The 20339-nt window shown below is 43.6% G+C and carries 16 protein-coding genes and 1 other RNA gene; 8 read left to right on the plus strand and 9 right to left on the minus strand.

All coding sequences use genetic code 11. The features are described from left to right. The first annotated feature begins 225 nt into the window (after positions 1-225). Entirely contained in the window at positions 226-1908 is a 1683-nt protein-coding gene (locus tag AC4II3_RS20915) for a capsule biosynthesis protein (protein ID WP_488017120.1), read from the plus strand. Between the two features lie 32 nt (positions 1909-1940). After that, positions 1941-3182: a glycosyltransferase family 4 protein gene (locus AC4II3_RS20920; protein ID WP_488029471.1), complete on the plus strand. Its 1242-nt coding sequence runs from the start codon at positions 1941-1943 to the stop codon at positions 3180-3182. Positions 3183-3276: 94 nt separating this feature from the next. Here AC4II3_RS20920 and AC4II3_RS20925 read toward each other — a convergent pair whose 3' ends face one another. Both AC4II3_RS20925 and AC4II3_RS20930 read right to left on the minus strand, forming a co-directional pair. Next, positions 3277-4047, minus strand: a complete 771-nt coding sequence (locus AC4II3_RS20925; protein WP_488011514.1) for a Uma2 family endonuclease — start codon at positions 4045-4047, stop codon at positions 3277-3279. Positions 4048-4148: 101 nt separating this feature from the next. Continuing rightward, a complete protein-coding gene (locus tag AC4II3_RS20930; RefSeq protein ID WP_488011516.1) occupies positions 4149-4853 on the minus strand; it encodes a riboflavin synthase in 705 nt (234 codons plus the stop codon). Between the two features lie 311 nt (positions 4854-5164). On the opposite strand from AC4II3_RS20930, the gene AC4II3_RS20935 reads away from it, so the two are divergent. The 3 genes from AC4II3_RS20935 (at position 5165) to AC4II3_RS20945 (ending at position 7799) form a co-directional block, all read left to right on the plus strand. Continuing rightward, positions 5165-5665: a bifunctional nuclease family protein gene (locus AC4II3_RS20935; RefSeq protein WP_293070434.1), complete on the plus strand. Its 501-nt coding sequence runs from the start codon at positions 5165-5167 to the stop codon at positions 5663-5665. Positions 5666-5960: 295 nt separating this feature from the next. Next, positions 5961-7091 carry an aldo/keto reductase gene (locus AC4II3_RS20940; RefSeq protein ID WP_488011518.1) on the plus strand — a complete coding sequence of 377 codons (1131 nt, stop codon included), beginning with the start codon at positions 5961-5963 and terminating at the stop codon, positions 7089-7091. A 135-nt stretch (positions 7092-7226) separates the two neighbouring features. Beyond that, positions 7227-7799 carry a hypothetical protein gene (locus AC4II3_RS20945; RefSeq protein ID WP_488029472.1) on the plus strand — a complete coding sequence of 191 codons (573 nt, stop codon included), beginning with the start codon at positions 7227-7229 and terminating at the stop codon, positions 7797-7799. 12 nt (positions 7800-7811) lie between these two features. Here AC4II3_RS20945 and AC4II3_RS20950 read toward each other — a convergent pair whose 3' ends face one another. Then, positions 7812-8999, minus strand: a complete 1188-nt coding sequence (locus tag AC4II3_RS20950; protein WP_488011522.1) for an extracellular solute-binding protein — start codon at positions 8997-8999, stop codon at positions 7812-7814. Positions 9000-9826: 827 nt separating this feature from the next. Between AC4II3_RS20950 and AC4II3_RS20955 the strand changes: the two genes are divergently transcribed. After that, positions 9827-10207, plus strand: coding sequence for a hypothetical protein (locus tag AC4II3_RS20955; protein WP_488011524.1), 381 nt, complete (start codon positions 9827-9829; stop codon positions 10205-10207). A 125-nt stretch (positions 10208-10332) separates the two neighbouring features. Here the strand turns inward: AC4II3_RS20955 and AC4II3_RS20960 are convergent, their stop codons facing one another. From AC4II3_RS20960 to AC4II3_RS20970, 3 genes are all read right to left on the minus strand, one after another. Continuing rightward, positions 10333-11583, minus strand: coding sequence for a nicotinate-nucleotide--dimethylbenzimidazole phosphoribosyltransferase (locus tag AC4II3_RS20960; RefSeq protein ID WP_488011526.1), 1251 nt, complete (start codon positions 11581-11583; stop codon positions 10333-10335). Between the two features lie 434 nt (positions 11584-12017). Further along, positions 12018-12872, minus strand: a complete 855-nt coding sequence (locus tag AC4II3_RS20965) for a DUF2232 domain-containing protein (RefSeq protein WP_488011528.1) — start codon at positions 12870-12872, stop codon at positions 12018-12020. 122 nt (positions 12873-12994) lie between these two features. Next, entirely contained in the window at positions 12995-13702 is a 708-nt protein-coding gene (locus AC4II3_RS20970) for a Crp/Fnr family transcriptional regulator (protein WP_424098437.1), read from the minus strand. 383 nt (positions 13703-14085) lie between these two features. Between AC4II3_RS20970 and AC4II3_RS20975 the strand changes: the two genes are divergently transcribed. Together AC4II3_RS20975 and AC4II3_RS20980 are read left to right on the plus strand one after the other, a co-directional pair. Beyond that, positions 14086-15360 (plus strand): hypothetical protein, encoded by a 1275-nt coding sequence (locus AC4II3_RS20975; RefSeq protein WP_490722880.1) that lies wholly within the window; start codon positions 14086-14088, stop codon positions 15358-15360. A gap of 1070 nt (positions 15361-16430) precedes the next feature. After that, positions 16431-17081 (plus strand): sugar transferase, encoded by a 651-nt coding sequence (locus AC4II3_RS20980; protein WP_488011536.1) that lies wholly within the window; start codon positions 16431-16433, stop codon positions 17079-17081. A 223-nt stretch (positions 17082-17304) separates the two neighbouring features. Here the strand turns inward: AC4II3_RS20980 and ssrA are convergent. The 3 genes from ssrA to AC4II3_RS20995 form a co-directional block, all read right to left on the minus strand. Further along, positions 17305-17696: a transfer-messenger RNA gene (gene ssrA, locus AC4II3_RS20985) on the minus strand. Positions 17697-17855: 159 nt separating this feature from the next. Next, entirely contained in the window at positions 17856-19019 is a 1164-nt protein-coding gene (locus AC4II3_RS20990) for a nucleotidyltransferase family protein (RefSeq protein WP_488011532.1), read from the minus strand. 273 nt (positions 19020-19292) lie between these two features. Further along, the gene (locus tag AC4II3_RS20995) at positions 19293-20159 is read right to left on the minus strand and encodes a segregation/condensation protein A (RefSeq protein WP_488011534.1); all 867 of its coding nucleotides are present in this window, start codon (positions 20157-20159) and stop codon (positions 19293-19295) included. Between the last annotated feature and the right edge of the window lie 180 nt (positions 20160-20339).

Raw genomic sequence — 20339 nt, forward strand, 5'->3', positions numbered from 1 at the left:
GGCTTTCATCCCCGGTTTAAAAACACGGGGCTTTCAGCCTTGGGGAATTCCGTAAGGTTCGATGGGCGGATAGAGTTCTCGCATAGTTTTGGCTTGGGGTTACAGTGTTCAGTACATACAGTACATAGAAAAGCAATGATCTCCAAACCTCTATGGTAAAAGTAATATGCTAGTAATCCGGCTTAGCTGACTGTCACTTGTTCACACTCAACCGTCAACTATCAAATGATCAAAGAGTTTCTCAAGCGGAACAAATCCCTTCATCGCAGGGTTAAGCTCTATAAGCGTAGACAGCGCATTATTCGAGATCAGCCCAGGTGGGATTTAGTCTTGAAAGGGTCTCTAAACCAATGGCAAAATGCCCTAAAGGCTGCCCAAACTGGCTCTAAGATTCTGGTAGCTACTAGTGTGGGTGGGGAAATTCATTCCATCACTTTAGAAAGTCTACTAGCAGTGGGGTTAACCCTCAGGGGTGCTCAAGTTCACATTTTGCTTTGTGATGGTATTTTACCAGCTTGTTTTTGGTGTGATGTCAGTTTTTATCCCAAACAGGACTTGTTTGTAAACTATGGTCCTAAACGTGACTTGTGTAACGACTGCTTTCCCCTAGCCGATGGGATCTATAAGCCCTTAGGATTGACTATCCATCGCTACAGTGACTTTCTCACAGATAGAGATTACCAACAGGCCAAGGAGATAGCTAGTAGTCTGACCATTGCTGAGATTGAAAAGTACACCCTAGATGGGGTAGCTGTGGGAGAACATGCTTTAGCGGGAGCTCTGCGATTTTATGCTCGTGCTTCCCTGGAAGGGGAACCCAATGCTAAGCCGATTCTCAAGCGTTACTTCCAAGCGGCAATCCTGACCACTTGGGCAACCCGTCGGCTGCTGCAAACGGTTAAGGTTGAGTGTGCTGTATTTAACCACGGCATTTATGTTCCTCAGGGGTTGACTGGTGAAGTAGCCCGTCAGGAAGGGGTGCGGGTGGTGAACTGGAATCCTGCTTATCGCAAACAATGCTTTATCTTTAGTCACCATGAAACCTATCATCACCAGTTGATGTGGGAGCCAGTAAGTAATTGGGAAACTATACCGTGGAATTCCCAGATGGAACAGCAGTTGATGGACTATTTGAAAAGTCGGTGGCAAGGAACTCAGGATTGGATTTGGTTCCATGAAAGTCCTCAGTTTGACCTGACCAAAATTACTGATGCGGTAGGCGTAGACTTTTCTCGTCCTTGTATTGGGTTACTGACTAATGTGATGTGGGATGCTCAACTCCATTACCCAGTGAATGCTTTTCCTAATATGCTGGAATGGGTATTGACAACTATTCGGTATTTTGCTAAAAGACCAGAGTTACAGTTGTTAATTCGGATCCACCCAGCGGAAATTCGAGGGACTTTGCGATCGCGTCAACCCTTGTTTGAGGAAATTCGTCAGGTTTTCCCCACTCTCCCTCCAAATGTGTTTGTGATTCCCCCAGAAAGTCCCGTTAGCACTTATGCTGCTATCCTTCAATGTAATGCGGCTCTGATCTACGGCACTAAAATGGGCGTAGAATTAACCAGCATGGGCATACCTGTAATTGTTGCAGGAGAAGCGTGGATTCGTAATAAAGGCATCACTATGGATGCCAGTTCTGTAGAGGAGTATGTTCAGTATTTAGATCAGTTACCCCTAGGGGATGGCTTACCTGAAGCAATCATCAAACGAGCAAGGAAGTATGCCTATCACTTTTTCTTCCGGCGCATGATTCCTCTAGAGATGACCACTGAAGCTAGTAATCCATCGGAATTTAAACTTCAGGTATCTGATGTGAATGAATTAATTCCTGGTAAAAGTAAAGGATTAGATGTTATTTGTGATGGCATCTTGACCGGAACAGAGTTTATCTATAGTCATTAGTTAATGACCAATTACCAATTCTTATTTGACTAATGATAAAAATTGCTGTTGATGCTACACCAATCCGCCATAAGTTAAGTGGCATTGGAATGTATGCCTTAAATTTAATTCAGGCACTCCATAAGCTACAAGGTCAGGAAGACTTTCAGTTAAGTGTCGCCTATCAACCAAGTGTAAGACAATGGTTATCCCGTGATTGGTCATTTCTGGAAGTGCTAACTAGGCATTTAGAGATTAAAGATCTAGAGATTAAAACTATACCGTTACCGGTTACTATCTCTAGTTTACTAGCTACTATCCCTAATCCCATCTTACCTTATTGTGAGCAATACTTAGGCAATCCTGATATCGTCCATGGTACTGATCATGTGGTTTATCCCTGTCGAAAAAGCTTGCGGGTTATGACGATTCATGACCTAACCTTTATTAAATATCCTCAGTATGTTAACTCAATTGTTAAAAGCTATACTGCTCGGGTAAAACAATGTTTACGGTGGACTGATCTAGTGATTACTGTTTCCCAGTCTACTAAACAAGATATCGTCAATTACTTAGGAGTGAATCCTGACAACATCCAAGTTATTCCTCAAGCTAGCCGTTACTCTACTTTAGATTTACAGAATACACTAGATTTACCGGATACCAAGGTGGAGTCTTTGCTGACATCAGTTAATTACGACTTCGCCCAACCCTATATTTTATTTGTCAGTACTCTTGAGCCCAGGAAAAATATTAATACTCTGATTTCAGCATTTAATTATTTAAAACAACGGCATCAAATTGAGCATCAGTTAGTACTGATTGGGCAAAAAGGATGGTCTTATGAATCTATTTTTGCTGCTATTGCTAGCTCCCCTTGGAAACATCATATTCATCATCTGGGCTACTTATCCGATCAACTGGTAGCCTGGTTTTACTCAAATGCAGATGTTTTTGTGTATCCTTCCTACTATGAAGGGTTTGGTCTACCTGTTTTGGAAGCGATGACTTTGGGTGCCCCTGTGATTACCTCTAATACTTCATCTCTTCCTGAAGTGGCGGGAGATGCCGCAATTTTAATTGACCCTAATCAGCCAATTGAATTAGCAGATGCTATGGTCAAGGTGATCAGTAATGCTCAATTGCGGGAGGAATTGATTAGAAAAGGTAAGGAAAGAGCGATGCTATTCTCTTGGGAGAGAACGGCAAGGGAGACTCTCGCAGCTTATAGATTTTTAGTAGGAAAGGGAAAAGGGGGAAAAGTAGTTGAGGGAACGAGCTTTGTAGATCATTAGTGAGATCATTAATCAGAATGGGATTGACCGAAGGTCACGCGGGGCGCGATTGGCCGTAGGCCACGCTACGCGATCGCATTTCTGTTGGACCTGATTACTCCAGAAGCTCCGGGTCAATACCCATCGCCCTTAACCGCTCTGCTAGCCGCTGTGACCGTTGTCTTTCTTTTTCTAATAACAACCGTGCCTGTTGTGCTTCTTGAGCTTCCCTTTCCATCGAGGTCGGAATCCAATTGTCCTGAGCATCATACCAACGCAACCATAACCGCTCAATCCCCTGGAAGGAACCAAGCCATACTCCCAACCCCAACTCTAGAGTTGGCATCCATACCCTCGGTTGATTCAGACTCATTTCCCGATAGTAACCGTCAACCCATTCAAAAGCTCGCAGTTGGTCTGTATAACGGTCAAAAACTACATAGTAAGGCACTCTCAGAATCTGCTCGTAAACCTGCCACTTCGTCGGAGGCTCGTTAAGTTCCTGTCGTGTCTGCCCTAAATCCTCTTTTTCCGTACCTGGTGACAGCAGTTCTACCACCACACTAGGGATTACCCCTTCTTGCCAGATCACATAACTTAAGCGTAAATCCCGCTGCTGATATAACTTAGGCACACCCACCACCCCAAACCAGTCCGGACGTTTATACCACAACGGATGACTCACATCATAGTAAAGGTTCATGTCACTAGCCATAAATACCCATTCTGGTGAGTAAGTAGGCGAACGAAATGTTTCCCGCAACAGTTGTGGTTGTAGCTCGTGGAATTGATCGGGCAAGCCCGGTTCCTCCGGATCTTCACTCTTAAGATCATACATCGTCGGGAGGTACTCTTTTGGGGAACGGGTCGGGTCAGTTTGGTACATAGAATGTGAAGTCTGATGTGTGAAGTGTGAAGGTTGGCTTGTTTAGTTTTTCACTTTTGGCCTCCCTGATTTTTCACAAGAATGAAACAGCCCTACAAGCTTCAGCCGGGTGAGGATGTCAAATACCCATGTTCTAGGAGAAATTCCGGAGAAATGTCATCCATCGCTTCAGCAGCTGGCACTCGATTACCCAGCAACTTATCGACATATTTCCCTAAAATGTCACTTTCGATATTCACCCAATTGCCAGTCCGTAAGTGGCTAAGATTGGTATGGGTGTAACTATGGGGAATCACCGCTACTTTGAACCAACTCCCGTTGGGGTCACACTCAGCAATCGTTAGGCTGACCCCATTGACGGCAATGCTACCCTTGGGAACAAGATAACGAGCTATCTTATGCTGCCACACATCAATCAAAGAAGCTGGTGCTGTAAAGCACATTTCCCAGGAGTTTGGTGTTTGTAAAGATTCCGTTAAGCAGCCAATACCGTCAATGTGACCTGTGACAAAATGACCCCCTAGTTTGCTACCCACACGCAAAGACGTTTCCAAATTAACGTAGGAAGTTGTCTGTAGCCTTTGTCCAAGGGTGGTGCGCCCCTGAGTTTCATCAGAAGCAGTGGTCGAGAAGCCTGTGGGCAAAACTTTCTCTACCGTTAGGCAAATTCCATCTACTGCTACACTATCACCAGGTTCTAAATCCTGTAAGATAACATCCATAGCATCAGAGGTACCGGAGACAATAAAGCGATCGCTTCCCATTGGTCCAATTGTGCCGAGAGCTTGAATTAATCCTGTAAACACTGTTGTTTATACTGTTCTTCTGTAAGCGGATGAACTGGTGCAACTATACTGTTAGTAGGAAAAGAGCTGGCATAGGTTTGTGTTTTTTTAGTGAAGTGGCCAAACAAATTTCCTGAGACTAAGGCATACTTGGAGAATACAATCTTGTTGATCTCACCGAATTGGATTCTCAAGGGCTAATCTTACCGTTGACCGGTAACGTGAAAAGAACAGATCTGGCAAGCGCAAGTTTCGGTGCCCGTCTGTACAGTACTAGTTTACCGCTTCGCTTTGATGCCCCTGATGCTGACCGTATTCTAGAGGCTAAGCTGATGATTGAAATGAGAGTTGCTGGCATTGCAGTAGATACTGTAACACGTAGCCCCATCGTGTTACTCAAAGATGTCTTAGATCGGCGTGCTCTGCCAATCTATATTGGGCAAGATCAAGCAAAGGCAATTATCAGTGCTTTGGAAAGACAAACGCCACCGCGTCCCCTGACCCATGACCTAATGGTCAATTTTCTAGAGGAGTGGAGCATAACACTGGATCGTGTTATAATACACTCTCTCCAAGATAACACATTCTATGCCAGCCTCTGTGTTAGTCAGGGTGAGACAAAGAAAGAAATTGATGCTCGACCAAGTGATGCCATCTCGATCGCCCTGCGTACTGGCAGTCCGATTTGGGTGATGGAAGAAGTTATTGCTGATGCTTCGATTCCTGTAGACCAAGATAAGGATGAAGAGGAGCGTCGAGCTTTTCGGGAATTTGTCTCTAATATCCGCCCAGAAGATTTTCTCCACCGTGGAGGATATAGTCGTGGTACCTAAAGCGAAAATATTGGGATTAAACGGGATTTAACAGCAACAATATTTTAATTGCTCTGTCAAAAAATTATTGAGATTTTTCTGAAAGCCTTACCATCTAGCCATTGATGGGAGTTTTTCAGATGCTCTAATCCTGATGCTCTATCCTAAGTGAGCGTTGGGATAAATGGGTATATCCCAAGCTATACCCGAAGCTATACCCCAAGACAATCGATGGCCATCAACTGAGCTTTTTGCGCAACTGTTTTTCGGGCAACGTTTTAAGCAAAGACTTTGATTATTCCAGCAGTTGGGGAACATGCGTTATCGGCGGTTTGGTAAAACTAATCTCCAGCTTTCAGTTTTTTCTTGTGGCACCATGCGTTGCTTAGCATCTGAGTCAAATGCTCAGAAGACGGTGCAACAGGCAATGGATCAAGGAATTAACCACTTGGAAACTGCCAGGGGTTACGGCAAGAGTGAAGAGTACCTTGGTAACATCCTGAAAGCTGGATTGTCAGTACCACGAGACCAGCTATATATCACCACCAAGATTCAACCAACCCCTGATGCTGATTTGATGAGTCAGTGGATTAATGATTCCTTAGAACGTTTACAGCTGGACTATGTCGATTGTTTAGCAATTCATGGGATTAACACTGAAGAGCATCTGTCCTGGGTAAAGTCTGACAGTGGCTGTATGGCAGCTGTTCAAAAAGCCGTAGGCCAGGGACGTATAAACCATGTTGGTTTTTCAAGCCACGGTTCAATAGAAGTGATTCTAGGGGCAATTCAAACAGATTTTTTTGAATTCATTAACCTACATTACTATTACTTCTTTCAACGCAATGCTGCAGCGATTAAATTGGCTAATCAGAAGGACATGGGGATATTCATCATATCTCCTGCTGATAAAGGAGGCAAACTCTACACCCCACCACCAACCTTAGAGAAACTGTGCCATCCCTTCTCCCCACTGGAACTGAACTATCGGTTTTTATTAAGCGATCGCCGCATTACCACCCTTAGTATTGGACCGGCTAACCCAGATGAGCTGACTCTGCCTTTAAGTGTGGCGAACCGAGACGAGTCTTTGAGCCCAATGGAAGTGGTAGCATTCTCTCGTTTGGAAACCCAATTGAACAATGCTCTAGGAACTGACCGCTGTAGTCAATGCTATGCTTGTCTACCTTGCCCAGAAACCATTAATATTCCAGAAGTCTTGCGGCTGCGCAATCTTACTTTGGCTTACGACATGACCGAGTTTGGTCAATACCGCTATCAAATGTTTGAAAATGCTGGTCATTGGTTTAGGGGGGTGAAGGGAAACCGTTGTACCCAGTGTGGTGACTGTCTTCCCCGTTGCCCCGAACAACTGGATATTCCTTCCTTACTCTCTGATACCCACCAGCGTCTTAATGGTTCTCCTAGGCGTCGTCTGTGGGGATAAGGTTAGTTGGTTGTTCGCCTTTGGGGTTCGGTGTAGGGTAGGTTGTCTGTCAGAATGCAGAATGCAGAATGTAGAATTCTAAATTCTTAATTCTAAATTCTTAATTCTACATTCTTAATTCTTTAAGGTTGCTTGATGGATAAAAGAAACACCGTTACTAAAATAAATCCTTTATACCTTGTGCCTTGTGTCTTGTGCCTTGTATTTCTAGAGAGCTGTTTTGTGGTTGGCTGGAAGCCTAAACCAGTTTTAGCTCAAAAGACTGTAGGAGTGCAGCCGGACACAGAAGCTGTGAATTTAAATTTACTGCAGCCAGATAATCTTCCTACTGATGGGTCTGTGATTACTGCTGATACTATCTCTCAAACTAAGCTGACTACTCCAAGTTTCTGGTGGGCTGATGAACAGTTTGGCGGTAAACTACTGGATAATTGGTTAGCTTATCCGAGTAAAGGCCGGGTAGATTTGGTAGTGAATCGCCAACTCTGGAGTCTGCTTAACTATCTGGGTAGGTATGCTTTTATTAACAAAATGGGAAACGTTGCCAGGGATTATGACTACAATACCAGAGTATTTAACCAGCGAGGAAAGCCTTTAGGAGCTTATACCTGTGATGGTAATTCCATGTGCCAGGTGGAGGTATGTATTCCTGGTCAAGTACCTTTAGCTGGCAAAGTCTCTGCCTTTTGCCAGTTATCACAAAACTAGAACAGGCAATTTTCAAGTACTTCGCATTTCTTGCCACAAGGACAGATACTCCTGTTGTGTAGACTCTGGTAAGGGATGGAGAAATTCACACTTGTCCAGAATTGCTGCTTCTGGCAGCAGTAGAGGATTAGATTGGATATCTTGTGGCAGCGTATTTCTTGGCATATTAACCAGAATCGGGGAAGCAGCATTAGTCAGTAGAGAAATTTCCTTGGCTGATTTGCTATCCCAGCAAAATTCAATCCACTTTTTGCTTAAATCCGACTCAGAGTTACTTTCTGAGGACTCAGAAGCAGAGCTAACTGATACCGGTTTTACCCATAAATCTGACCACAGGGCTGTTCCTGACTGAGGCACAACTGCCTCAATTTGGCGATCGCGTGTTCTTAGTGCCAGGATATCCGTAGACCAACCAACTGCGACCCAGGTATCGCCCAAAACTAGAGGTTTTAGGTAGTGATCCGAACTGTAGAATTTAACCTGTTTAGCCAGTTGTTGAAGTGCTGGTTTCAAGTCTTTGACTTGATTTAAATCCTGTTGATTATAGGATAAGCCTAGCTTTTTCAAGGTTAAACCAATCACTTCTCGGGGGTGGTCTAATATAGAAATGCGATCGCGTAAAGACTCATGCCACAAATCACTCCAATCGGTGGGAGTCCAGCCTAAGGCTTTGAACTTGTCACGGCGATAGGCAATCACGGTAGCACCCCAGCGATAAGGAGCACCCCAAACTTTTCCTGAATTGTCTAGCTGACCAGTTTGGTCACGTTTGACGAGTTTCTGGTACTCTGGCGGCAGTTTTTCCCATCCTGGCAACGTTTTTATGTTCAAAGGTTCGATCAATTCCTCCTCAATGGCTGACTTTAGCCAATAATCTCCTAAGGTAACTAAATCAGGACTTATCGGTTTCCTAAACCTAATCGGGATCAAATCTAGGGGAAACCAATCTTGGTTATTCTTGGATTTGCCTTGCTTTTTCAAGGTTGTCAGGAGTTGGAATAAAGCAGATAGTTGTTTCTCCGGGTCAAAATTTAGCTTAGCCCGTAGTGTTAAGGTCTTACGAAATTCACCCAACAGCTGAACTGGGATTGAATTTTGCAACAGCCTTATCTTTAAAGAGGCTTGTTGTCCAGTACAACCAGATGCTAACTGACTAAGGGCTATGGTACTAGCACCTAGTATCAAGGAGCGTCGCTTCATAAGTATTTCTGAATTTCCTCTAGTTACCAACTATTTGACTTTAATTTACATTGGCTCAATAGCAACTACCATAGCTATTACCAATTAACTGACTTTTGTGACTTCTTAGACCAACAGCCATCTGCTAGATCTAGTAAATCTAATCAATTAACAACTACTCATAGTCTGGTTAACAAAACTAATCCAAGTCAAGGGCTAAGGCATCTGAATCTACTTTTACATCACTTTTACATCACTTGACATCAATGATAGTTTTACTCTTATTAATTTACTCTTAATAAGAGTAACCATGATCAAAAGAACGAAAACACCAGCTATGTCTCCCTTTTCCTCCCCGTCCTCCCCCTCAACACACAGTCTTGTTTGAGACCTAACTATAACAAATCTAAATCTGTAAGATAGAGTGATGGGGGGATAGAAAAATCTATATCAAGCGGTTAATACACTTATTGCTTATATTGTCAACTGCTATTAGTTTACCATCTTTATAGGAGTTGGAGAACGTAATCACATCGGTAAACTTATCCGTATGTTATGTATTAAAAATTACTATTGCCAAGGAATTAATTCCGAAAAAACCGATTGTGCTAATTGTAGTGCAGAACTTGGTATAAAAGACAATTATTAATTAAACCTGAATTAATCAGGGTAAATATTAAGATATACAGCGGCTATCTGGTATTTTTGAAAAAATCACTCTGGAAAACAGACTCTAAGGAGTTTAGAGCTGATTTTTGACAATAGTTAAATAAATCAGCAATTCATCGGATTTTGATCGTTAAGTGACTAGGATAAAAAAGAACTAAGTTATGGCAGTTTAAAATCCTATGGATGAATATCAAAATCAAATCATGGCTCTAAGTCATAGAGTGGATACTCTGTGCGAAGCCATCGAAAAACTCAGTTTGAAGCTTTCAGAAGGCCTTTCTGAACTTAAAAATAGTTCAAGGCAGGAAACTCAGCAACCTGAGCTAACTGGGCAACCGATACCCCAGGCCAAGGAAAGTCAAAGTTCCATTAACCTACTAACCCAACATAAAGATGTGCTGATTGATAGTAACTCTGGGCTAGGTAGTTTCTCTAGCAATAGCAACAATAATATCTCTGCCGATATTCAAGTTCAACGCTTAACTGCCCAACTTACAGCAGCCTACAATCGGATTGCTGCCTTAGAAGAACAACTCCTAGCACAGCGAATTCATTCCTAATTGGCAGTCTTCTCCAGATTAGTCTAAGGGTTGAAGGTTAATAGGGAAAACAAATCAGCACCTCTGTGATTTTCTAACTAACTTGGTCAGACTGTAAAGTGTTTTTTCACTGGCTTCAACAACAATCACCTCAGAGAAAGACGATATTGCTCCACTACGTTTTCAATGGCTTGAAGTAATTCAGCCGAGTTCCAGCCCTTATAAAGGTGGGCTGCGATCGCACATCCTCCAGCACCCACACCTTCCTTGACATATCCTTGCTCATATGAATGTAGCTGAGAATAACGAGACTGGCTAAAACTCAATTGTGTTGCCAAAAGGGGTACACTCCCAATATCTTTTGCTAATCCAACCGTGTCACCAGTCGAGTCTTCTGCCACCCAGCGAGTTGTTCCCACAACTACTTGTGCTGGTTGCCATGCTAGGGAATTACCCTCAATCATACTGGGGTAGGCTAAACCAGACTCTGCCAATGCCTGTGCTAAGGTATAAACCGCTAGCATTTGGGTACCACCAGCGAGTAAAACGCCACACCGACAACTAGCTGCCATTGCCATACCCGCTGCAGCAATTTGCATCGGATCTCCCACTGCTGCTACTAGCTTTAAGTGATCAAGTGGTGAGGGGGTGAGGGGGTGAGAGGATGAGGAGGTGAGGGAGTATAAAGGTGCGGTATGGTGGGGGTGAGAAGGTAAATGTTTATTCCTAGGTTCTCTTTTGGGAAGCTCCCCGGCTCCCTTACCCCCTAACCCAGCTCGTTGTAACCCCAGCTTCACTACCTCCCACTTTTGAGCATGATTGCACTGGGGATGGCTACTGTTAACCTTACCAGCAGCATCAATCCCCAAGCCAGTGAGGAGGCTAAGTGCGGTGGTAGTTCCCCCAACCACACACTCACTGATAATCAGATAGCTATCACCAACCACACTTGCTAGCTTTTCTCCCCATTGTAAACCTTCCCGAAATAGCCGTTTCACTGTTTCTAGGGGCAAGGCATTGCCAGAAGTTAGGCACTTAGCAGGAATACCACCTAAGTCAATGGCTGGTACTGTCGGAGGGTGAGGTAAACCAGCATTGAACAGATAGATGGGTAGGTTAAATGCCTCAACTACAGCACGGGAAATCAAGACAGGGGATACTCCCACAGTTAGAGGAGGAAGGGGATATTGAGGTTGGCGAGTAACTCCATTGACCAAAAACTCAGCATCAGCGATCGCAGTATACTGACGATCATCTGGGGTAGCACCAGCAGCAGAAATCCCTGGAATCAGCCCAGTAGCAGTGAATCCTAAAATACAAGCAAATACCGGTGAGCATCCTTGATACTGCTGTAACCACCGTTTTCCCTTTACCTGCTGGGTATAAACTCGGATCATTAGTCCTTAATTCTTAGTCCTTAGTTCTTATCTGAAATATAAAAATAAATAAAAACAAATGATACACTACATATCAATTGTGGTGGAAGGTAACAGTAAAGTTTGGATAAGGTTAAAGAATCGTTTTGTAAAAGTAGCAAATAAATAAGTAACTAATTAACTAGTCAATAGGACTAGTTTTTCACACAGGTTTTAACACATATTAGTTAGCCATATAATTCCATAAATTTCAATAAAATAAAAGAACGATTGCCATAGTTTACACGGGCAAAAACTGAGCTAAAGATAATCGATAAAGCTTAAGCTCTAAGCTCCAAGGGCTCAGAGCTGATAACTATTTGCGGAAAGCGTAGCCCTCAAGTAGCGAGTAAGCTGACCGTTCAAAGTATAACAAACAGGCTCTTATCAATTACAAGTGACCAATGGCTAATAGGTCAATCGTAATCCAGCAAAACTTTTACCCAGTTTGGTGGTCTAGGAATCGGGTTTCCTAATCGGTCGAGCATGAGTAAGGCTACAATATGCACCACGAATAAATAAATGGCATTATTGATTATAATCATTACTATAGCCAGGGTTTGAACTAGAAATAGACTGGGCTGAAATAGCAAGCCCAGCTTGACAAACCACCAATCCAATAATGCTGTCACCTGGGTCATCACGTAAACCCAGAGGTCTTCCCCCAATAGAATTGAGAACAACCAAAACCGAAAAAAGAAGCCTATTGTACCAATTAGCGTACCCATGCTAATAGAAAGCAGCCAGCTAGCTCGACGTTTCCACAAAGCTCCCAGTTGCACCCCCATCAGACCATAAGGGACCAAAAAGATAATACTGCGAGTTACTCCCATAAGCACTGATAGTAACAACCCCGAAACCAGTGCTGCCATCCAGGATGCCCTACTGCCCCTCCTTAGGTAAACTAAAGCAATCGGCACTGGGAAAAACATTTTGAGTATTGGTCCGAGAGGAAAGTAATAATTAATCAGCCAAATCAAGCTGGCAGTACTGGCCAGAAACGCTGTTTCTACCATGGTTATAGGTGTTTTAGGTCTAGGGTTTAGACCATTACTCAGGCTAGGGGAGTTAGCAGAAGTGGATTGTTTGTACACTGCCCTAGGTTCCCTCTTTTCTAGTGGGTGATTTGGCTCCCGAGTTAATTGATCTCCCATCTCAGTTACATCCGCATTGCTCTTAGGGAATTCCGTTGTTGATTTTGTGGGTTTGTTTTTAGATTGGGCAAAGAGATCTTGTGAAGCCGCTTGACCATCATCAAAAGAATCACTCATGCAAATTTAGTAACCTCTTGAGGAAAGGGACAGATGATAACAGAAGAGATACTGTTAAAGTACCCTTGCATCTTAGCCCATCTCAAATTGCTCCTCATTTGGATATACCTTATATCTCAAGACTAGATAATCATCTTTTCCAGAGCAGGCAGATCACAAATAAAAAGGATATCCTGATCCCGCATGATCAAGCCTTTCTTCTCCAGCTTTGTCAGGACTCGTGTGACCGTCTCCCGCGCCAATCCACTGAGGCTACTTATCTCTCGATGAGGTAAGTTAGGAATTTCAGTTCCTCTTTGTTTCAATTTGCCTTGTCCTTCAGCGAGAAACAACAAGGTGTCTGCCACTCGTGAGGTACTATCTGACTCCCGCAAGCGTAGGCGTCGGTTAACCTGACGCAAACGCTTTGCCATCAACTGAGCTAAGTGGACACCAGCCAAAGGTTCCGTATGAATTAACTCAGTAAAATCCTGAGCGGGTATACTACCAATGGTTGTAGGGGTCAAGGTAATCACATCTGTTGAACGAGGTACTTCCTCTAACGCTGCCATTTCACCAAAGATTTCTCCTTTCCCAAGAATATTCAGGGTCACCTCCTTCCCATCAAGGTTATAGGTGCGAATCTTTGCCCAACCATCTAAGATGAAATAGACAGACCCCCCCCAGTCATTTTCCAGTAAAATCACTCGATTTGCAGGATGGCGACGGGTAACCATATTAGCAATGGCTTTTTCGACACTAGGATCTGGTAAGCCAGCAAAAAAAGGAGTGCTAGCCATCGAATCATGAACATTAGAGTTAACTTCAGATGAATTGTATCGGTCTTCCATGGGATCATGAGCGCTTCGTAAACACCTTGAATAGATAGATGATCCGCTGTCAAATCACGTGAGTCAGGGAGTGTGCCTGTGTCAACTAAAAGAAGCCAATGAAACAGATCTTCTTAACCTCACCACCTTTGGTAGACCAACGACAATGACTGATGTGAGTGAAATTGCCTTGACAAACCAAGATTCTTAAACTACTTGCAGTAAGCTGAGGTAGGCTAATTCTGGTAGAGGGGTTGGCAATAATCACATCGGGTAAGTACAGTTATTATGCTCCATGATGAACAATTTGTAATAGTTTGGTGACTGTGGCAATTTAACATTAGACACAGGGGGCTGACTCTCACTCCTGTATGACTCAATTTGTTCTCGTCAAGGGTTTCAAAGTGACTGCTCAAACCGACATTCAATCTCTGATTGCTGATATTGACCACATCCTCCATAAGCCTGACTTTCCTCTACCATGGTTCAAGTCTGGTGACCTAGCGGCTGCACACCAGGTTTTGCGGAAAGTTCGTAGCTACCTAGTTTCCCAACAGCAAAAACTAGGGGTAGAATCGGACAAGACAAGTACTACAGTCACCCCATCTCAGACGGGAGTAACCACATCTGTTCAGGAGGGAGTGCAGCAAATCCTGCAAGCGGTTACTCAAGAAATGAATCTTGTACGTACCGATTTGACGAAACCATTGCAGCTAGAGTTGGAGGCTCTACAGCAACAGCGGGAGTCTCTAGTACGAGAAATTCAGCATTTGGAGAGTACCAAACAGCAGCTGGATTACTATACCAAACAACAAACTGCAAATGTGCAGTTTGCTTCAGACTACTTCTCACAAGGGCTAATCAACCGCCTTGTCGAAAGCTTGACGCAAAAGCTATCTCAAATTTTAGCGAATTGGGAAGCTCACTTAAAAAAGAATCCCACTAGTGACGACTCAATCAACCGATTGCCTTCAAATCAGGACGAGATTGTTGCTGTAGTCGAAAGACAAAAGGTTATTGAGCAACTACAACAGCTTCAAAAACAATCTGATCAACTCATACAGAATATAGATGTTAACCAAAGGTTGACTTTTGAGACCCTACAAAGAGATCTTCAAGGTTACCAGCAGTCTTTATCTCAGGAACTTGAAAAAATGCACAGCTTAGGCATGCAGGGAGAAATGTTGTTTGCTGCTTTTGTGAATCGTCTAGCTCAGCAGTTAGAACGAGAAGCTTCAAGCCTATGGCCTTCCTCACAACAACCAGCGGATGTACAGGTTGAACTTGAGGATAAGGATAGCTTTCAATTACATCCGGAAACCTTATTGCCCAAAAACTCTGTGACTATGACTGAGGCGGTGTCTGAGCGTTCGCGTAGCGTGGCCAAAGGCCAATCAGATTTGAATCAGGAACCACCAATGGATTGGTCAACAGGAGAGTTGCCTCAATCCTGGCGGATAGGATTGTCTGAAGAAAATACACCATTGCGTTCGCGTAGCGGCTCGTACCGAGCATCGCGTAGCGTGGCCTACGGCCAATCGCATTTAGCTGATCCTACACCAGAGTCCCAGAAGACATCTCGGACCAATGACTCCCTTGACCATTCAGAAGTCATTGCTACTATTAATGCGTTGACAGATTTGTGTGAACAGATGGGTGTGAATTACCTCAAGGGGTGACAAGTAGCTTGAGCGTTTGAGACGCTGTGGGGTTTGTGGGGTATAGGGTGGGGCGGAGACCTGGGGTGGGTCGGAAGATTGAAGAGCGTTGAGCAAAGAAAATAGTGGCTTGTAACGATGCAAGTTTCTTTCATTACAGAACAGATGTGTTCGCGCAGCGGAGCCTCAGCCCTTCGCAATCCGTGGGACGCTCTTAAGAGACTCGGATGAAGCGCGTCTGTTCTGTTTTCGGTAAATTCTTGAAAATTGCTGCCAAGCTGGCAACATGGCTAAGCTAGAGCAGTGTTTACTGATCTGTGATCTTAAATCGGCTTTTCTAGCCCCCTTTTAGCCCAGTCGAGAGGGAAGTTGCGGCTATATAAGCTTGCGTTTGCCTGCCTTTAACCCAAGGCTTCTCCCCGTGACTTGATTATAAAGGAAGTTTTTAACTTGGATTTGGTATCAGAGGTAGTCTTGAGGGACGTATAACTACCAACTTAACATCAATTGCATTATCTTTACCTCTAATCATTTCCAGTAATTTGTTGATTAGTTATAGTTAACTATTATTACCAAAATTCAGACTGGAAGTCAATTAATTCAACCCCAATTCACAATTCCTTCACGAATTCGCCGATAAAATGTGAAAGTTCAATGAAATGATACAAAATATACTACTCTTTTTTTAAAAAATCCAAATACTATGAGCAGAGGCTTCGATTAAAAATTCTTAATAAGGCGGTCAATAAAAATGACTAGGTCATCTACCTATATATAAGCTACTTTTTTTAAAAAAAATCTACTTGAGCGGGAACTTTTACAGTTTTAAGTGGTCTGATTAATAGACTATTTAGTTGACAACAAAGACTTTAGGGTTCGTGGGTGTCTACCAATTTTTTTTAAAAATGGCAGGAGACTATTCCGTAAATTTTGGCCAAAAACTACCTAAGCAAGTTAGCTCCCTTGAGCATAACTGTTCTATCAGCCTGGGGATTTAAAGCAATTATTCCGTCGTTTAATCAAATTTAGATAACTAATAGAAAGCCGTGATTATCTCCAAGTCTTCTGCTTATACCTCGATTGATTCGCCAATTTGGGATAACAGAATACCCAGTTGTTTATTTCAGCAAGAGGTTCATCAGTCTGCCAACAATAATATTAAGCGATTAATTGATATTATTGGAGCTTTGGTTGGATTATTAATTACCGTGAGCATCGCAATTCCCATTGCGATCGCTATGTCCATAGTCGATCCCGGTCCATTATTTTATAGTCAGCTTCGTTGTGGTCTGAATGGAAAACCCTTCCGAATCTGGAAATTCCGCTCAATGATCGTGGGTGCAGACAAACTCAAGCACTTAGTAGAGAACCAAGCTAAAGGTCATATATTCAAAAATGAAAATGATCCCCGTATCAGTCGGATCGGAGGGTTTCTACGTCGCACCAGTCTTGATGAATTTCCCCAATTCTGGAACGTCTTGAAGGGAGAGATGAGCCTAGTGGGAACTCGTCCTCCTACCCTTGATGAAGTCATGAGCTACAACCGCCATCACTACAAGCGTTTAAGAGTTAAACCTGGAATCACCGGTGAATGGCAAGCCAATGGTCGTTCAAAGGTGACTGACTTTGAAGATATCGTTCTTATGGACTTGGATTACCAACATAAGTGGTCTATCGCCTACGACCTGAAGCTGATTGTTAAAACTATCATGGTAATCTTTAATAGGCATGGTGCTTATTAAGCTTAGGTTATAAGCTGTTAAACCGATAGTACTAAATCTGGACTGACTAAATCTGGGTTGAACAGAATGCTTAAGCTAAGCCCACCTCAATCAAAGATTGTAGATGGGCTTAGTTTAAAGCAATAAACACGCATCGATAACAGATTGATTAATTAGTTACAGGATAACCACTCCTATTTTTATCACTAAAATTAATCCTATTTTTCATTACCGATTTATTTTTTAATGGAGCCTACGGGAATTGAACCCGTGTCCGCCCTGGTTATTTACTTATCGCTCATTCACAGGCATAGCCCCTTTAACCCTCGGAGCGGGGATCATCCCTTATCCCGGATGACAGGATGCTTTGGTGAAGTCTTAGCTAGCAAACCGACCAAAGACAGCTTACTAGAGCATCCGTTGGGGTTAAGTCTGTAGTCCTTAACGGAGTCAAACTACAGACGCTCGAACCTGTTTATAGGTGTTTAGGCAACAGCAGGTGCAGCCTTACGAGCAAAAGGAACGATGTTGTTCGCAGTTACAATTTTTTTGAGTCCGGTATTTTCGAGAGAAGACTCACTCTCGACCTGAATCACGGGTCAGCTTTCACCAACACGTCGAAACCATTAAGGCCCCTTGCAGTTATTTTCTCTCTCCATTATAGTCAATATTTCAAAGTAGCAACTACCAAATACGCGGATCCTCTTGTGTGATCCTGAATTAGAAAATTTCTTTCAAGCTGTTTAGGTGGGTAAATCCCCGCCTTCTATCAGGACAGGGATTTAGGTGAACCTGTTAACTCTTGCTACTCAGGATTTCCTCAATCGCTTGTCGTTCGGCTGGTTCAGTGACAGGCAAACTCTGGCGGGTATCAGTAATCAGCCAATCTAGGGCTGCCGCCTGAACATCAATAGCCGCACCAGTCTTATCAACACAATAGCGTCCAAACACTAGCTTATCCACTAGACGTACTCCGGCTCCAAGGCGAGAGTATTCAAAAATTACGCTATTCTCAACGGTTGCTCCGCTACAAATCCAGCAATTGGGACCAATCATAGTTGGTCCGATAATCTTTGCCCCATCTTCGATGTGGGTCATAGCACCAATGTAAACCGGACCTTTGATATCTACTTTGTCCCAATTGACTGCGACATTTAAGCCAGTATAGATTCCGGGAGCGACTTCTTTGCCAGGAATCGGTACATTCTTGATTTCTCCAAGCAGCACACCTCGAACAGCTCGCCAGTAATCTGGAACTTTACCAATATCAACCCACTGGAAATCCATTGGCACCGCATAGAAAGGAGCCCCCATTTCCACAAGTTTGGGAAACAATTCGCCGCCAATATCATATTCCTGACCAGAGGGGATATAGTTAAAGATTTCTGGTTCAAAAATATAAATCCCTGTGTTGATATTGGTACTGAGGGCTTCCTCCACTGAAGGTTTTTCTTGGAAAGCCTTGATTCGGCCAGTTTCATCGGTAACTACGACACCGTAGCTAGAAACCTGTTCTCGTGGTACAGGTTTTGCCACTAGGGTAGCAATTGCTCCCTTTTCTTTATGGAATTTAAGTGCTGCTGTCAAGTCCAGGTCAATTAGGGCATCACCACAGAGCACCACAAATGTATCATCAAAGAAGGGATAAAAGTCCTGGATCTTGCGCATGCCACCAGCTGAGCCGAGGGCTTCCCCAACCAGTTGACCATCAACAATGCGACCTTCAAAGGAATAAGCAATTTCAACGCCAAAACGCTGCCCATCTCGGAAATAGCTTTCAATTTCGTTAGCCAAGTGAGAGACGTTGACCACAATTTGGTTGAAGCCATGTTGTCGTAATAGTTCTAGTAAAAACTCCATTACTGGTTTTTGCAGGATGGGAATCAATGGCTTGGGAATAGTGTAAGTGATAGGGCGAACGCGAGTTCCCTTGCCAGCTGCCAGAATCATGGCTTTCATGTATCTTTTCTCCTTAAACTAAATCCATAGAGGTTGATGTGGGCAATTGAGTACGATTCTAACTAGTCCTTGAACTCTCACCCACGATTAGCACGAGGGACTAAAATCCCTAACTCTTTTTCATACCCACCGCTATTACACAGGGGCAAACAAGCTGGAATTTTCTCTAACCTATGCTTTGAGTGATGCTTTGAGTGACCCCAGCTGAGAATTACTGGTTTCCTGACAAGGCTAGTTGATGTTAAAATTCCCCCCTTTTAAGCGTGGGGTTCATTACTCCAATTTACGGATTTTTATATCTTGGTAGAATTCTTCTTGGCATAACTCAACCTTAGACTGAGCAGATAACAATAGCAGTCCCCAGAAAACACTAACTCTGTCCCCTATTAGTGATTCAATAGGAGCGATCGCTGTTTCTGTGTCAGCTTTTCCCGACATCTTGGCTGTTCTGAGTTTGTCCTCCTGGTAAGAAGAACCAAGGGAAGTTGATGCAACTGATGATGGGGATAACGTCCACCACTCTAACAACTGATTTAAATTCAGCCAATCGTTGTCTGCCGCTAGCTCATACCAGTAGCGGGATAGAAATTCCTCCAGCCGTGTGGCAATCTCGGTCAGGTTTTCATCATGAGCTAGATGGGCAATACGAGCTGCCTGACTACGGGCAGTAGAGCGAGTCCCTTTTTTAGGGGAAGGTAAGGGGTTTTCACCCAGTTGGACTGCCATCTCTTGCAACTGTTGAATTAGCTCTGGCAGGGTTACTGGGCGTCTTTTAGGGGGTCGGGCAGCAGAGCGACGGCGTAGATGACGTTCTAGATTGCGAGGCAAGCCTCTATCTGCCCTACCATCAATTTCCTCGGACCCATCCAGTTCTTCCGATTCCTCCAACTCGTCGGGTTCTTCTAAACGTTCCAAGGTATCGGCTTTCAGTAGAACTAGCATGGATGCCCATAGAAACGCTTGCCCAGACTGAGACAAGTCCGTGTCACGGTATCCGAGTTCTGGATCACTGTCTAATGCCAGTGTACTTAGATAGCGGTCAATGACATCAATTACCTGAACATCCCATGGGTCAATTTCTCCCCGCTGTGCCACATCAATGAGAATAGCGATCGCTTCAGTAGCAGGTGTTGTAGTCATCTATAGGACCCGTGTCTATTGACTAACGATATATAGCCATGTCTTGTTCGATACTGTTGGTCAATTAACTGACGGCAGGACTTACACAAAACTGGGCACCAAACCCTATAACCTATAAGTACTAGGCCTGACGGGGTGACAAACAGCCTTAAAAGCTTTACGGGGTGTGGGGTGTGGGGT

Source organism: Moorena sp., from assembly GCF_982860115.1.